This is a genomic window from Vagococcus salmoninarum, from assembly GCF_003987495.1.
Taxonomy (GTDB): Bacteria; Bacillota; Bacilli; order Lactobacillales; family Vagococcaceae; genus Vagococcus_D; species Vagococcus_D salmoninarum.
In genome coordinates this window covers 32,378-48,070 of sequence record NZ_NGJU01000012.1, presented here as the reverse complement: position 1 = coordinate 48,070, position 15,693 = coordinate 32,378, and the positions used below count along the sequence as shown (strand labels likewise).

The 15,693-nt window shown below is 37.7% G+C and carries 17 protein-coding genes and 1 tRNA gene; 5 read left to right on the top strand and 13 right to left on the bottom strand.

The genetic code is table 11. The annotated features are described in order from the left end of the window. Positions 1 to 87: 87 nt before the first annotated feature. From gpmI to rpoN, 6 genes are all read right to left on the bottom strand, one after another. Positions 88 to 1,617, bottom strand: coding sequence for a 2,3-bisphosphoglycerate-independent phosphoglycerate mutase (gene gpmI / locus CBF35_RS08755; RefSeq protein ID WP_126780208.1), 1,530 nt, complete (start codon positions 1,615 to 1,617; stop codon positions 88 to 90). Position 1,618: 1 nt separating this feature from the next. Then, on the bottom strand, positions 1,619 to 2,374 hold the full coding sequence (gene tpiA / locus CBF35_RS08750) for a triose-phosphate isomerase (RefSeq protein ID WP_126780206.1): 756 nt from the start codon (positions 2,372 to 2,374) through the stop codon (positions 1,619 to 1,621). A gap of 117 nt (positions 2,375 to 2,491) precedes the next feature. Beyond that, positions 2,492 to 3,688, bottom strand: a complete 1,197-nt coding sequence (locus CBF35_RS08745) for a phosphoglycerate kinase (RefSeq protein WP_126780204.1) — start codon at positions 3,686 to 3,688, stop codon at positions 2,492 to 2,494. Positions 3,689 to 3,819: 131 nt separating this feature from the next. Next, positions 3,820 to 4,824, bottom strand: a complete 1,005-nt coding sequence (gap, locus tag CBF35_RS08740) for a type I glyceraldehyde-3-phosphate dehydrogenase (protein ID WP_126780202.1) — start codon at positions 4,822 to 4,824, stop codon at positions 3,820 to 3,822. Positions 4,825 to 4,909: 85 nt separating this feature from the next. Beyond that, a complete protein-coding gene (locus CBF35_RS08735; protein ID WP_126780200.1) occupies positions 4,910 to 5,959 on the bottom strand; it encodes a sugar-binding transcriptional regulator in 1,050 nt (349 codons plus the stop codon). Positions 5,960 to 6,197: 238 nt separating this feature from the next. Then, the gene (rpoN, locus tag CBF35_RS08730) at positions 6,198 to 7,526 is read right to left on the bottom strand and encodes an RNA polymerase factor sigma-54 (protein WP_126780198.1); all 1,329 of its coding nucleotides are present in this window, start codon (positions 7,524 to 7,526) and stop codon (positions 6,198 to 6,200) included. 98 nt (positions 7,527 to 7,624) lie between these two features. Here rpoN and CBF35_RS08725 point away from each other — a divergent pair. After that, positions 7,625 to 7,696: transfer RNA gene (locus tag CBF35_RS08725), tRNA-Arg, on the top strand. A 375-nt stretch (positions 7,697 to 8,071) separates the two neighbouring features. Here the strand turns inward: CBF35_RS08725 and CBF35_RS08720 are convergent. The 3 genes from CBF35_RS08720 to CBF35_RS08710 form a co-directional block, all read right to left on the bottom strand. After that, a complete protein-coding gene (locus tag CBF35_RS08720; protein ID WP_126780196.1) occupies positions 8,072 to 8,314 on the bottom strand; it encodes a GlsB/YeaQ/YmgE family stress response membrane protein in 243 nt (80 codons plus the stop codon). Between the two features lie 121 nt (positions 8,315 to 8,435). Continuing rightward, on the bottom strand, positions 8,436 to 8,843 hold the full coding sequence (locus CBF35_RS08715; RefSeq protein WP_126780193.1) for a hypothetical protein: 408 nt from the start codon (positions 8,841 to 8,843) through the stop codon (positions 8,436 to 8,438). Between the two features lie 31 nt (positions 8,844 to 8,874). Next, positions 8,875 to 9,387 (bottom strand): hypothetical protein, encoded by a 513-nt coding sequence (locus tag CBF35_RS08710; protein ID WP_126780191.1) that lies wholly within the window; start codon positions 9,385 to 9,387, stop codon positions 8,875 to 8,877. A 193-nt stretch (positions 9,388 to 9,580) separates the two neighbouring features. On the opposite strand from CBF35_RS08710, the gene clpP reads away from it, so the two are divergent. Next, complete coding sequence (gene clpP / locus CBF35_RS08705) at positions 9,581 to 10,174, top strand: ATP-dependent Clp endopeptidase proteolytic subunit ClpP (RefSeq protein WP_126780189.1); 594 nt, start codon at positions 9,581 to 9,583, stop codon at positions 10,172 to 10,174. A gap of 68 nt (positions 10,175 to 10,242) precedes the next feature. Beyond that, positions 10,243 to 10,761 (top strand): thioredoxin domain-containing protein, encoded by a 519-nt coding sequence (locus tag CBF35_RS08700; protein WP_126780187.1) that lies wholly within the window; start codon positions 10,243 to 10,245, stop codon positions 10,759 to 10,761. Between the two features lie 29 nt (positions 10,762 to 10,790). Here the strand turns inward: CBF35_RS08700 and whiA are convergent, their stop codons facing one another. The 3 genes from whiA to rapZ are packed head-to-tail and all read right to left on the bottom strand — an operon-like array spanning position 10,791 to position 13,626. Further along, on the bottom strand, positions 10,791 to 11,729 hold the full coding sequence (gene whiA, locus CBF35_RS08695; RefSeq protein WP_126780185.1) for a DNA-binding protein WhiA: 939 nt from the start codon (positions 11,727 to 11,729) through the stop codon (positions 10,791 to 10,793). Positions 11,730 to 11,749: 20 nt separating this feature from the next. After that, positions 11,750 to 12,742: a gluconeogenesis factor YvcK family protein gene (locus CBF35_RS08690; protein WP_126780183.1), complete on the bottom strand. Its 993-nt coding sequence runs from the start codon at positions 12,740 to 12,742 to the stop codon at positions 11,750 to 11,752. Next, entirely contained in the window at positions 12,739 to 13,626 is an 888-nt protein-coding gene (gene rapZ, locus CBF35_RS08685) for an RNase adapter RapZ (RefSeq protein WP_126780181.1), read from the bottom strand. Before rapZ ends, CBF35_RS08690 begins: the two co-directional genes overlap by 4 nt. Positions 13,627 to 13,839: 213 nt before the next feature. Between rapZ and CBF35_RS08680 the strand changes: the two genes are divergently transcribed. Both CBF35_RS08680 and CBF35_RS08675 read left to right on the top strand, forming a co-directional pair. Continuing rightward, positions 13,840 to 14,112 carry a hypothetical protein gene (locus tag CBF35_RS08680; protein WP_126780179.1) on the top strand — a complete coding sequence of 91 codons (273 nt, stop codon included), beginning with the start codon at positions 13,840 to 13,842 and terminating at the stop codon, positions 14,110 to 14,112. An 86-nt stretch (positions 14,113 to 14,198) separates the two neighbouring features. After that, on the top strand, positions 14,199 to 14,453 hold the full coding sequence (locus CBF35_RS08675; RefSeq protein ID WP_126780177.1) for a hypothetical protein: 255 nt from the start codon (positions 14,199 to 14,201) through the stop codon (positions 14,451 to 14,453). Between the two features lie 53 nt (positions 14,454 to 14,506). On the opposite strand, the gene CBF35_RS08670 is transcribed toward CBF35_RS08675, so the two are convergent. After that, complete coding sequence (locus tag CBF35_RS08670; protein ID WP_126780175.1) at positions 14,507 to 15,640, bottom strand: hypothetical protein; 1,134 nt, start codon at positions 15,638 to 15,640, stop codon at positions 14,507 to 14,509. Positions 15,641 to 15,693 lie beyond the last annotated feature (53 nt).

The window sequence follows — 15,693 nt, the reverse complement described above, 5'->3', positions numbered from 1 at the left end:
TAGTTAATTAACTTAGGAATTGCTTCCTTAGTCTTATCTTAATACGTTTTGGTCGTAGTTGCAATTGTAACTACTATTTAACGGTATTTATTTACTAATTAAAGATTCACCAGTCATTTCAGCTGGTTTTTCAATGTTTAGTAAATCTAACATCGTTGGGGCAACATCGGCTAAACGGCCATCAGTTCTTAGTGTGGCACCTTTTTTAGTAACGATGACAGGGACTGGCACAGTTGTGTGGGCAGTGTGTGGGTTACCTTCTGGTGTCGACATTGTTTCTGAGTTACCATGGTCAGCGAAAATAATAGCTGAACCACCTTTAGCTAGGATTGCATCAACTACGCGCCCTAAGTTCTCATCAACGGCTTCAATGGCTTTAATTGTCGGCTCTAGCATGCCAGAGTGACCAACCATATCCGGGTTTGCAAAGTTTAAGATAATCGCGTCGTTTTCATCAGCTTCGATTGAGGCAACTAAAGCATCCGTCACTTCGTAAGCGCTCATTTCAGGTTTTAAATCGTAAGTTTCAACTTTTGGTGAGTTGATTAAAATACGGCTTTCCCCTTCAAATTCTTCGTTACGGCCACCGTTCATAAAGAAGGTCACGTGAGGGTATTTTTCAGTTTCAGCAATTCGTAACTGTTTTAAGCCATGATTAGCTAAGACTTCACCAATCACATTTTTCATTTCCATCGGTGGGTAAGCGACTTCCGCAATAATACTCGGATTGTAAAGTGTCATCGTCACAAATTTAACATTTGTCGGTGTTACTTTACGGTCGAAGTTTGCCCATTCCGTGTCTGTGAAGGCATTTGATAATTGAATGGCCCGGTCCGGACGGAAGTTAAAGAAAATGATTGCATCATTATCTGACACTGTTCCAACTGGTTTGCCGGCTTCTTCAATCACGATTGGTAAAACAAATTCATCATTTTTGCCATCAGCGTAAGAAGCTTCAATCGCCGCAACAGGATCTGTGGCTTTGATTCCTTCACCTAAAACTAAGGCATTATATGCTTTTTCGACACGTTCCCAACGTTTGTCACGATCCATAGCGTAAAAACGTCCAGTGACAGTTGCCACTTTACCGTAATTAAGTTCCGCCATTTTCGCAACTAAGGCTTTCATGAAACCAACACCAGAAGTCGGTGCTACATCACGTCCATCTAAAAAGGCATGAACGAAGGTTTCTTTAACGCCTTTCGCTTTCGCTGTTTCTAATAAGGCATATAAATGATTTTGATGACTATGAACACCACCGTCAGAAAGTAAACCGAATAAATGTAGAGCTGAGTCATTGGCAATTGCATGATCCATTGCTTTAACTAAGGTCTCATTTGTTTGGAACTCTCCATCAGTAATGGCTTTGTCGATTCTTGTTAAACTTTGATAAACAATTCGTCCGCCACCAATATTTGTGTGACCGACTTCTGAATTCCCCATTTGACCTTCAGGTAAACCAACATCTAAGCCGGCAGCCTTCATTGTACTATGAGGAAATTCATTGTAATAACGATCAAAGTTAGGTTTGTTTGCTTGCGCAACGGCATTGCCAACTGTTTCTTCACGTTGACCAAAACCGTCAAGAATAATAATCGCTACAGGGGCTTTACTCATATTATTTAACAGCCTCCAATAAAGCTAGGAATGATTTAGCATCTAAGCTAGCGCCACCAACTAGTGCGCCATCAATGTTTTCTTGAGCCATATACTCTTTGATGTTTTCAGGTTTAACAGAACCACCGTATTGGATACGGACTTTGTTAGCTACTTGAGCACCAAATTTGTCAGCAATTGTTTTACGGACAACAAAACATGTTTCGTCAGCATCTGTTGCTGTTGAAGATTTGCCAGTTCCGATTGCCCAGATAGGTTCGTAAGCAACTACTAAGTTAGCTACTTGCTCATCAGTTAAACCGTCTAAAGCATTTTCAACTTGACCTTTGATCCATTCAGCTGTTTCGCCAGCTTCACGTTGTTCTAGTGTTTCACCACAACAAACGATTGGTGTCATGCCATTAGCAATGATTGCTTTGGCTTTTTTGTTGACGTCTTCATCTGTTTCGTGGAAATACTCACGACGTTCTGAATGACCAATGATAACGTATTGAACACCTAAGTCAGCAATTGCTTCTGGTGAGTTTTCACCAGTGAAAGCACCAGCGTTTTCAAAGTAACAGTTTTGCGCTGAAATTTTCAAATCAGTGCCTTTAGTTGCTTCCGCTAAGCCTTGTAAGAATAATGCTGGGGAGCCAACAACTGAATCAACTGCTGAGTTAGCAGGGATGTTGTTTTTAACTTCTTCAATAAAAGTAATTGCTTCTTGAGCAGTTTTATTCATTTTCCAGTTTCCGGCAATAATTGGTTTACGCATAATAAAAAACTCCTTCTATAAGTTGAATTTGTTTTGATTAATCGGTAGAGTGTTGTCCCTGCCGATCTTAATTTTTGGTGACACTTTGAGAGTCAGTTCGACGAAACAACGTTCCCCTTACTTTTCAGTTAAAGCAGATAAGCCAGGTAATTCTTTGCCTTCTAGTAATTCTAGAGAAGCACCGCCACCTGTTGAAATCCATGAGAACTTGTCTGCACGGCCTAAGTTGATCGCTGCAGCAGCTGAATCGCCACCACCGATGATTGAAGTTGCTCCTGCTTGAGCAGCAATTGCATCCATCACAGCGATTGTTCCTTTTGCGAAGTCTTCGTTTTCAAAGACGCCCATTGGTCCGTTCCAAACAACTGTTTTCGCACCATCAATGACTGATTCGAATAATTCAATTGTTTTTGGTCCGATATCTAACCCTAAGAAACCTTTATCGACAGCTTCGCCTTCAGTTGCTTTTAATTCAGTGTAGCCAGCAAATGCGTTGGCTTCGATTGAATCAACTGGTAAGACTAATTTATCGCCAGCTTTTTCGATTAATGATTTCGCTAATTCAACTTTATCAAGTTCAACTAATGAATCACCAATTTCAATGCCTTTAGCAGCGTAGAACGTGTAAGTCATTCCACCACCAACGATTACTTTGTCAGCTTTTTCAATTAAGTTCTCAATAACGCCAATTTTATCTGACACTTTTGAGCCACCTAAGATCGCTACAAAGGGACGAACTGGTGCTTCAACTGCTTCTTTAATAAATTTAATTTCATTTTCCATTAAGAAACCAGCTGTTGCGTTTGTCACGTTAGATGAAATCCCAACGTTTGATGCGTGAGCACGGTGAGCCGTTCCGAAAGCATCGTTAACAAAAATATCGTCGCCTAAAGAAGCCCAATATTTTCCTAATTCAGGAGCATTTTTACTTTCTTTACTGCCATCAATGTCTTCAAAACGAGTGTTTTCGACTAATAAAACTTCACCAGCTTGTAAGTTGTTGATTGCTGTTTCTAATTCAGTACCACGAGTTTCAGGAACAAAGATAACTTCTTTGCCTAATAATTCGCTTAAACGAGCGGCGATTGGGCGAAGTGATTTGCCTTCTTTATCCGCTTCTTCTTTAACACGGCCTAAATGTGAGAAAAGAATTGCTTTTCCCCCTTGTTCTGCAATGTATTGGATTGTTGGTAAAGCAGCTTCGATACGGTTGTCATTGGTAATTACGCCATCTTTCAATGGGACATTAAAGTCAACGCGCACTAAGACTTTTTTATCTTTTAATTCTACATCTTTAACAGTTTTTTTAGCCATTACTATTGTGCCTCCTAAAGGATATTGGTTTTAAGGTTGGTTTTTTCTTTACTAAAAGATAAAAAGCGAGGAAGCGCGATGCTTCCCCGCTTATTTGATGACTAATTTAAACTTTAATGTGACAGTTTGAATTAACCTAATTTAGCAAAGTACTCTAACGTACGAACTAATTGTGCAGTGTATGACATTTCATTGTCATACCAAGCAACAGTTTTAACTAATTGGTTATCGCCAACAGTCATAACTTTAGTTTGTGTTTCGTCAAATAATGATCCGTAAGTCATACCTACGATATCAGAAGAAACGATAGCGTCAGCTGTGTAACCGTAAGATTCGTTAGCTGCTGCTTTCATCGCTGCATTAACTTCATCAACTGTTACTTTTTTGTCTAAAACAGTAACTAATTCAGTTAAAGAACCAGTTGCAACAGGAACACGTTGAGCTGCTCCGTCTAATTTACCGTTTAAGTCTGGAATTACTAAACCAATTGCTTTAGCAGCACCAGTTGTGTTAGGGATAATGTTTTCAGCAGCCGCACGCGCACGACGGAAATCGCCACCAGGGTGAGGTCCATCAAGAGTCATTTGGTCACCTGTGTAAGCATGGATTGTAGTCATTAAGCCTTCAATGATTCCAAATTCTTTGTTTAAAACATCAGCCATTGGCGCTAAACAGTTAGTCGTACATGAAGCACCTGAGATAACTGTTTCTTTACCAGTTAAGATATCATGGTTAGTGTTATAAACGATTGTCGGAACGTCATTTCCACCTGGAGCAGAGATAACAACACGTTTAGCTCCACCTTTAAGGTGTTTTTCAGCGCCTTCTTTAGATGTGAAGAAACCAGTACATTCTAATACGATTTCAACTCCTAAGTCGCCCCATGGTAATTCTTCTGGGTTACGGTTAGCTAAAACTTTAACTTCTTTACCGTTAACATTGAAGAAACCATCATGAACTTCAACGTCACCGTTGAAACGTCCTTGAGTTGTATCATATTTTAATAAATGAGCCAACATTTTTGAATCTGTTAAATCATTGATTGCAACAACTTCAATACCTTCTACTTCTTGGATACGACGGAAGGCTAAGCGTCCGATACGTCCAAATCCATTAATACCTACTTTAACTGTCATGCGAAATTTCCTCCTTTAGAAAATCGAAACAAATTTATTATTTTAAAGAGTTACCTCTTTTAAAATCAAGTTTAATATTTTAGTATTAGTGAGGCTCTTTCGCACTCGCTAATTCTAAAATCATGTTTGCTGCCCCTTCATCGGTAATTAACCAAGTTTGCTGGGGAGCGTGTTTCATATATGCTTGAATGGCATTAGCTTTGGATTTCCCACCAGCAACTGCCAAGATATATGGAACTTTTTGAAGATCTTTAAGTTGTAACCCAATTCTTGGTATTTTGTAAACAACTTCACCATTGTCATCGAAAAAGTATCCAAATGACTCAGCTACTGCACCGTTGTTTTTTAACATTACCATTTCTTGCTCTGTCATTCCTCTTCTAGCAGCCATATGTAACGCTCGGCCAATGCCGTGAATGACACAAGTTGTCTCACTAATTAAGTTCAACACTTGTTTAACAAAGGGTTCTTGCAATAACGATTGATATGTCTCGTGACTCACTCGTTCTGGTACATACAGTGGTCTTGAAGTGCCACCTGTTTTAGCTGCCATTAACGCACTCACGGAATTCGCTTGAATATCAATAGTTTCACCAATTCCACCACGGGCTGGTACAAAGATATTATTTCGAATGTTGTGATCGAGAATCGACATGTTTTCAGCAACGGTTGCCATTGTTGTGCCACCCATTACTGCAATCACATTTTCTTTATCTGGTAACAATTGACTTAAAGACTCTGTAACAATTTGACCAAAGCTTGCAAGAACTTTGCCTTCATCGTCACTTTCACCGCCAGCAATAATACATTTTTCAATATTGAACAATTCTGCTAAGCGACGTTCTTTTTGTTTCATCCCCGAATATTGACCCATCAGCGACTCCAACCCTGTCATAACTTTCTTACCAGTAGCCGTTAATGTCATGCCACTTTTTGAGGTTTCAATCAATTGTAAGTTTTTCAGTAAGTCTGTTTCTGTCCTTAATACTCTTTCTGTCATTCCCATTTTTAACGCCAATGTCCGTCGACCAACTGGTGACATCCAATGAATGTTTCGTAAGATATGGTAACGCTCTTGAACAACATCCATCATATCTGGAGCGATTTGTTCAATCAATTCAATTTGATTTTCCATTGCTCTGCTCCTTCGTTGGACGCGAAATGACCTAGTGCGTCGTTTTCCGACCCATCACTTCCAAAAAAAAATGATAAATCCGGATTTTATGCGTCTTTAACTGCATCCCTCTTTATCAACCTTACAAAATTAGTGTATCACTAAATAACTTCTTTAGCAAGTGAAAAGCCTTTTTATTTCTTCCTTATTTAGAGAATTAAAGACTAAGAACTCATATTCTTAGCCTTTCCATCAGTTATTAATCATATCTTCGTCGTTTGGCAGATGAGGGAATATTTAAGATATCCCGATATTTCGCTACTGTTCGGCGAGACAACACTAAGGCCTCAGCTTTTAATAAATCTACTAGCTTTTGATCTGATAAAGGTTTGTTTTTATCTTCTTGATCAATCAATTGCTTCATTCTTCTTTGGATATTAGCTGCTGAAACATCTTCATCGCCGTTATCTTGACTTAGGCCAGTACTAAAGAAGGACTTTAGTTCAAAGATACCAAATGTAGTTTGCAAGTATTTACCATTGATCGAACGACTGACTGTGGACTCATGAACATCAATCACTTCAGCAATTTCTTTTAAGGTCATGGGTTTTAATGGCCGTTCAGATTGTAAGAAGAATTCTCTTTGCCTTGTAACAATTTCTGTTCCCACTCTTAAAATAGTATCGCCTCGTTGTTCAACACTGCGTTTAATCCAGTCAAATTCAGACTTTTTTTCTTTAATGTATTTCTTAACTTCACGATCGCCAGTCTTTTCCATCTTATCAAAATAGCTTTGTTGAAATTCAATGACTGGGGCACCACTTCTAGTTGATAAGACTTGAAGTTTATCTTCTGAAATTTTAACTAATAGATCCGGATTGATGAATTGTTCATCGGTATCCCCAAAGGCTGCTCCAGGAAAAGGACTGAGCAGCTGCACGTAATCGTGAATGCCTTGGATTACTGATCGTTCTACTGCATACTTAGTAGCGACTTCTTGCCACTTGCGATTAGCAAAATTTTCAAATTCTTCTTCTATTACAATATAGGCTAACTCTGGCGCCTGGTCGTCGCGCTCAATTTGTAATAACAAACATTCTTGTAGATCTCTAGCACCAACGCCGGCTGGATCTAATTGTTGCAACAAGGTCAGACCGTCTAACATTTGGATATAACTGGCCCCTGTGACTGTCATCGCTTCTTCTAAGGCAATCGTCAAATAGCCATTAACGTCTATGTATTCTACTAAAAAGATAATTAATTGCCGTAAATAAGTATCTCGGTAATTTAAATGGATCTGTTCTAGTAAAAATTCGAATAGCGAGATGCTGCGATCCGGTATTTGATTCAAGTAATTATTTTCTTGTTCTTGATAATTTTGATTGCTACTTTTTCTAATTGGTTGTTCTGCGTAATCACTTTCAACTTTGACATCCATCAATGGATTTTCTAAAGCTTTATTTTCTAGGAAGCTACGGAGGTCTTCGGTGTTATATTGAAGCATTTGAATGGACTGTTGTAATTGTTGGGTCATTGCCATCTTCTGCATTTGCTTTTGTTGCTGACTAAAGTTTTGGTTAAATTGCATGTTATTACACTTCTTTCTATCTTTTTCGATCTTTTTCGACATAATGATAAAATGTACTTGCTATTTTCCTGAATATTAGATAAACTAGTCTTTGTTATGCGCCCTTAGTGTAGTGGATATCACGTAAGATTCCGGTTCTTGAGACAGGGGTTCGATTCCCTTAGGGCGTATTTTTTTATTAATAAAACCGGCGACTTTCATCACCTATCTTACCACAAAAGGTGATAGATTAAAAAAGTAATATTATATGAAAGTCAAAAAATAGGTGCCACATCAATAACCCTTGCCATAGAAGTTAAGCCAATAAAAATATGACTTAACTGCTCTTGCAACAATCTGATAAACGACCCAACTACTAATTGCTTAATTTAGTAGTTTTTTTTATTTTCCCAAACTAATTACTCTTACTTGCACTTTAATAAGATAAGCTATCATCTCAACTAGCTCATCTTACTCTTAGCATCGCTAAAATGATTAATCATTTAAAACAAAAAACTCCAAACTATCACCTAATCAGTGACAGTTTGGAGCCTAATTTTTTTAACTTACTTCTTGCCTAAGAAAAATGACAGAACTGCGACTAATATCACTGCCCCAGCAATTGAAGGAATGATTGCCATCCCTGCTAAGCTTGGTCCCCAATGACCTAGTAACCCTTGACCGATTGAGGAACCCACAAGCCCAGCCACAATGTTCGCAATCCAACCCATGGACTCACCTTTACTAGTGATTGCTCCTGCAACAGCACCGATAATCGCTCCAACTATTAATGACCATAAAAATGACATATGTTTCTTCCTCCTTTTATTTAATAACTTAATTATGACACTCTTTAGTCATTAAAACCAAGGATATGCACTGTTTATTAGTCACTTTAATAACAAAGGAACCTTTTAATAACAGAGTTTTTTACTTGAAACGTTTTTGGTAAATTGTCAAAAACTCCTTAAAATCGCCTTTCGCAAAGTGTTTAATCGGATACTTTTGACCATCTTTCAGATGAACCACCGGATAGTATCCCCCTTGGGCTTTTTGAAATTCAAGATTAGCAATTTCAGTTTCTTTAATGACTTTTACCTTATTATTTTCTTTAATTAAAATACCTTCGGAAAAAAATTCAACCCCATCATTGCGCTTGATGATAAATTGATACGTGCCGATAAAAACAAAACAAACACCGACTAACAAGACAAAGGTTTTAGCACTTAAAAAGTCGGCTAAAATAAAAATCAAAATCCCTGCCCCAGTAAATCCTAAACCATTTTTTAAACTGTCTTTCTGTTTCTTATATAATGAATTACCTAGTTGATTCTCCATTTATTAGTTAAACTCCTTTGAATTACTCAGCTTATTTAAGCTCACGAATTTGTTTTAATTCGATTTTACGGTCTTCGATGACTTGGTTTATCTCTTCTGAGAAGGCTTCTAGAACAATTCGGCCACTTTGATACGTATACGCCCCAATTCGACGAACTTCTTGGGGATCTAAGACGATTTTCCGATGACCAATATTTTCAAAAAATTTATCTACCATAAAGGTTGGCAAATAATAATGATTTTGAGCACAGTATGATTGTAAATAGATATAATCATCAATCGTAATCTGACAATCATCAAAACCATCGAAACTTTGATATTCTGCTCCTAAGGCGGCACTTGCTAATTCCACATCCCGTTTTTGCAAAATATCATGAACCTTCTTATTGAGTAATACTAAGACATCGATCTCTTTCATTTTTTCTGCCATTTTCGTTCGTTTATCAAGTTCTTTTAAGATAAATCGATTATTTATATTCGTACCAATAATGGCGATTAAAGCGCCAATCACCACGCCAATTAAACTTACTATTGCTATATACATCTAGCCACTCCCTTACCTTATTAATAATGGATTAATTATAGCATGGTTTTTATGATAATTCTTTGCAAATTATCTAAGCTTATTTAATTGACCTTTATTGACCTTTGAGATACACTTTAACTAGTCACTAACTAACTTTTTATGTTAGAATAGTAGAGAAATTCGTTTTCGATTACATAGGAGGAAAGTACATATGAATTTAATCCCAACAGTCATTGAGCAGTCTTCACGAGGAGAAAGAGCTTATGATATTTATTCAAGATTATTAAAAGACAGAATCATTATGCTAAGTGGGCCAATTGACGATAACGTCTCTAACTCGGTTATTGCTCAATTACTATTTTTAGACGCACAAGATTCTGATAAAGACATCTTTATTTACATCAATTCACCTGGTGGTAGTGTTTCAGCTGGCTTAGCCATTTACGACACGATGAATTTTGTTAAAGCTGATGTTCAAACAATCGTTTTAGGGATGGCCGCTTCAATGGGCAGCTTCTTATTAACGGCTGGTACTAAAGGCAAACGTTTTGCCTTACCGAATGCTGAAATTATGATTCACCAACCTTTAGGTGGCGCTCAAGGTCAAGCAACTGAGATCGAAATCGCCGCTCGTCATATTTTAAACACTCGTGAACGCTTAAACACTATTTTAGCTGAACGAACTGGCCAACCAATTGAAGTTATCGAAAAAGACACTGATCGTGATAACTTTATGAGTGCTGAAGAAGCAAAAGCTTATGGTTTAATTGACGAAGTTATGGTTAATAGCAAAGCAATGAAGTAAAACCAAAAGTCAGCTTGATTGCTGACTTTTTCTTTATCGCATTTATCAAATAAAAAGGATGTGTTTTAATGGATATTAGTAATATTAACGTATCAGCTACCAATACTGAAGTGGGTCTTAAAATCGGCGATGCTGGGGCACCAGTGAAAGTTATTGAATTTGTCAATTTACGTTGTCCTTATTGTCGCCAATGGTTTGATGAGTCGGCAGAAACTTTCGCTGAGTATGTTGCATCTGGAAAAGTCCAACGAATCATTAAACTCTTCGATAAAACCAAACCTGGTTTGGACAAAGGAAACATCATGCATAAGTACGTTCCCCAAGAACCGACTGAGGGACTGGCAGCTATCGCGGCAATCTATCAAAGCCAAGATGACTGGGGTAACTTAGAAAGTTTTGCTGAAGTGGCTGACTTCGCTGAGCAAACATTAGGTTTAACTTTAGCTGAAGATCCAGCAGTTGCTGAGAGTATCGTCAGTGAAGCTGCCGAAGCAGGAATTATCTTCGTGCCAACTATGGTTGTTAATGACGACATTTTCGATCAAAAAATTAGTCAATCAGCCTTTAAAGCACTTTTAGACGCCTAAAACAGAAAACCCTTAGCTAAATTGATTAGCTAAGGGTTTTTAGTTTCTCTTAAATTATCGGCATACTCATTAATTTTACGAATCCGATGATTAATTCCTGATTTCGAAATTGGTCCTGAAGGTACTAGTTCCCCTAGTTCTTTCAGGCTGACTTCCGGATGTTCTAATCGGAGTTCAGCAATTTCTCGCAGGCGTTCTGGTAAGTTACTTAACCCTACCCGACTCTCAATGTAATCGATGTTCTCCAGTTGCTTCGAGGCGGCATCGATTGTTTTACTTAAGTTAGCCGTCTCACAATTGACAATCCGATTAACGGAATTACGCATGTCTCTGACGATCCGAACATCTTCAAATTTCAACATGTTATTAGTTGCCCCAATTAATGTTAAAAAGTCAGAAATGTGTTCTGCCCCTTTTAAATAAGTAATGTAGCCATTTCGACGCTCTAACGTTCTCGCATTTAAATTGTAATAATTCATCATATCACAAACATCTTTACTATGTTGCTCATCGAGCGAATAAATCTCTAAGTGATAACGACTTGTTTCAGGATTATTAACTGAACCTCCCGCTAAAAAAGCCCCTCTCAAATACGAACGCATTTTTTGAGCATTGCCAACAATTGTGTCAGACACTTTATCGGTAAACATCGAATTTTCAACAATGTCTAAATCGACGAGGACTTTTTGTGTCTCTTGCTTAAGTCGAACGATATAAATATTATTTTTTTTCAATTTCATTTTACGGCGAACTAACAACTCACTTTGGACGTTGTAATGATCCTTCAGTAACGTGTAAATCCTTCTAGCAATAGCCGCATTTTCTGTTTGAACATTCAAGACAAATTGGCGATTTGCCAATGACAAGGCTCCATTCATGCGAATTAAAGCTGCAAGTTCAGCTTTTGCGTGCTCACGATGAACTTCCAAGGTTGTCAGTTCTTTTTTGACATCTGATGCAAATGACATTGAACTTGTCACCTCTTTCTTTAATATTTCGCTCCAAAAACAAGACGGAAGATTTCATCAACAACTTTGTCGCCGTCATGGAACACGCCACCGTCTCTTAATTGTAAAAACTCCGCAGAAATAACCCGACACTCTTCGTCTCGTAGTCCTTGAAAATCATGTGCCACTTGAACTAAGTATTCATCGTATTTTTCCGGGTCCATATAACCTTCAGGAATTTTTTCAATATTAACTAAAACCGTATCGACAAATTTTTTCCCTAAGTGTTTATTTAAAACTTGAATGTGATTGGCATCGCTAAAATGCTCGGTCTCACCTTTTTGAGTCATGATATTACAAATATAAACAACTTCCCCTTGAGCATTAGCAATGGCTTCACCAATTTCGGAAATCATTAAATTCGGCAAGATGCTCGTATAGAGACTGCCCGGTCCTAAGACAATCATATCCGCTTCTTCAATCGCTTTAATGACTTTCCGGCTCGCTTTAGGCGCTTCGTCATTGTTTGAATTAGTCACATACACTCGGTCAATTGTTTTACGTTCCAAACCAATTTTGGATTCCCCTGAGGCAATTGCCCCATCTTCAAAAATGGCATGAAGGGTCAATGGCTCTTCTGAAGCTGGGTAAACTGACCCTTCCACATGCATAATCCGTGACAATAGTTGAATCGCCTCATAAGTACTATTACGCATTTCTGACAAGGCGGCGATGATCAAATTCCCTAAAGAGTGGTTCGCTAAAAATTCATCGTCTTTATGGAAACGGTATTGAAATAAATCTTCATATAACTTAGGCATATCTGACAAGGCCACTAACACATTGCGCAAATCCCCTGGTGGTGAGACTTTGACGGTTTCCCGCAAAGACCCACTACTGCCACCATCATCTGCGACTGTTACAACCGCCGTAATTTCAGCACTTTCATTACGTAAACCTTTCAAAATTACCGGAAGCCCCGTTCCACCACCAATGACTGCGATTTTAGGCTTTCTGATACGGTAAGTCTTCATGAACGATTCACCGTCTCTTTACGCTTGCCACGGTCACGATGAGTCACATTGACATGATATTCGGCTAACTTGATCGCTTGTCCTAAACGTTCTGTTAAGGCCACTGAACGGTGTTGTCCACCAGTACAACCAATCGCAATAGTTAAACTAGTTTTGCCTTCTTTCCGGTAACCAGGTAAAATTGATAACACTAAATCGTGAAATTTTTGATAAAAATCTTCAGTTTCTTCAAAAGACATCACGTAATCATAAACCTTTTGATCAACACCTGTTAAAGGACGCAGTTCATCAACGTAATGAGGGTTTGGTAAGAAACGAACATCCATCACAATATCAGCATCGATTGGCAATCCATATTTAAAGCCAAAGGAAACCATTTCAACTCGAAACATTTTAGTGTCTTCCGATTTAAATTCTTTAATAATCATTTCTCGTAATTGACGGGGACTGAGATCTGTTGTGTCAATGACTAATTGAGCATCCCCTTTAATTTCTTCTAATAGGCCACGTTCTTTCCGAATGCCTTCAGTAACGAGACCGTCCATCGCTAAAGGATGTGTGCGACGGGTTTCTTTGTAACGAGAAACTAGTTCTTCATCTGAGGAATCTAAAAATAAAACACTTGTTTCAATCATTTTAGTATTTTCAATTTCGACTAACATATCTTGGATTTCTTGGAAAAATGTCCGTGATCTTAAGTCAATAACTAAGGCAATCTTTGTGACTTTACCAGACTCTTTAATTAGTTCCCAAAATTTCGGAATTAAACGAGGGGGTAAATTATCGATACAGAAAAAACCCATGTCTTCAAAACTTTGCATCGCCACAGTTTTACCTGCGCCACTCATACCTGTAATAATAACTAATTGCAAACTATCTACCATAATGTATGCCTTCTTTCTTAAATCAGCCCTTATGAGTTCACAGGCTTTTCTGCCCCTAATCACGGACCTTCTCACTATCTAAAACATTATATCATACCGGGCGTGTCGAATCAATACACTCCCCCTTAGGAGTTAACAAACAGCTGATTAGGGATTGACAAACAGAACGCACGTTCGTATAATAAAGGCATAACTAATATAAGGAGTGATCTTATGTATGCTAACCCTATCGGACTTGTTGATAAGATTAGAGTCGTTAAAACTTATCCCAATATGCTCGTACGTTTTACCCTTAAAACTTCTCAAGGTAAAATTAATTGCCTAGTTGCAAAAAAGGAGCTGGCAAATCAACTATTATTTTTTGAAGATGCCCAAACCGAAATTGCTTGTTTTGGTCATATTAATCCTAAAGAGCAATTAGTCATTGAAAAAATGACCATCCGTAATCCTTCCTCATTTATCTCAGCTTTCGCAATGGCCCATTAATAATGCGATACCTTCAATGTATAACCGTCTCACCTGATTTTTTTCCACCAACGTATTTTCGCAAGCACACCTCTAGTTTCCGTAGAATGTCTGGCGAGTTACTGAAAATTGACAGTCAGGACTATCATACTTGGGCTTTTACAAGCCCTAAAATAAAAAATGGCTGTGCCTTAGTCCCACCATTAGCGCCTCAACATATCTTAATTTTAACCTTAGATGATCGGGAAGATATCTACACTGCCGGTTACCGCTTAGTTAATTATTTAAGTCAAATGAAAGTGACACTTATGGATTTACCTGCTAACACCTCATTGTATCTCCCTTATCAAAATGACCTCTAAAAGTCAGCTACTGCAGCTAACTCCTAGAGGTCATTTTATTAAATTAAATGTCATTAACGATACAAGTCAAAATAATCAACTAAACTAAAATATGACAGTTTGTCTAAGTTGACAAAACCTTCCACATTTTCAGCTAATATTTGATAAATTTTAGCTCGTTTGGTTTTACTAAATTCAGTATCAACTTTAACTTGATGAGCTAATTGATTGCGACCAATTAGTTGTTGCTTTAAAATCCCTCGTCTGCGCCCATTACTACTAAATTCTTTTACTATAAACTCACTCAATAACTCTGGGACACTAAGGTAGGATTGACTAATTATTTCCAATTCATTACCAAAAAATTTTGTACCTACTAATTCCACGCCTAAACCACAACCCTCTGGAATAAATACACTGTAAATTAAGACTAAAAGCAGCTCCTCGTGAGAAAACTCATTACGTAAAGTCGCTAATGCTGTGTCGTAATCTTCCATAGTAATTTTTCCTTGATCTAAACTGCGATTTAAAAGTCGCAGAATTAATTCTAACTCTCTAAAATACTGCGTGCATCGTTGATGATTTTCTTCATAAACTTGTTGTTTTTGTTGGATTAATTGGCGGAACTCAAGCTTATTGTCTTTACCAAAGCGTCCTTCATCAGCAATTAACAAGACTTTATTATTGAGTTCAGTTAGTGCTAACTCTGTTAATCGTAAGTCTTCTTCGATAATTGTGATGTCTAATTTAGGTCTTTCCTCTTCTTTGCGATTCCGTTTTAAACGTTTAGCAGACTCACTATAATAATAATTTTTTTGCTCAGTTAATTCATTTTGCGCTTCTAGTAAGGCTTCTAATTCTAATTCATAATTAACTGGCAAGATATATTTTTGAAGAGTTGAAATAAAAATTTGACCTTCCCGAAAAAAAGAAGCCCGCTCTTTCCGCGTTCGCCGACGTTGGCCAGCTAATTGCTTAAGATGCCATTTAAATTCACTTGCAACAGTCTTTTTGATTGCGACACGATGCCAAGTAAACGCCAGTCCGGCCACAACGACAATACTAAAAAAAGTAACTGTGACAATTCCAAAATGACGAATGTTACTAGGTGTCCATTCTAAGAAACTATTTAAGTATAAAAGATACACCGTTAAACAAATACCAATTATCCCTAAGAAAACTTGTAACTTACCCAAACTATTCTTCAATTGTTACCCTCCATGTTCATTTTACAAACCTTTATCTTATATAATATCAGTAT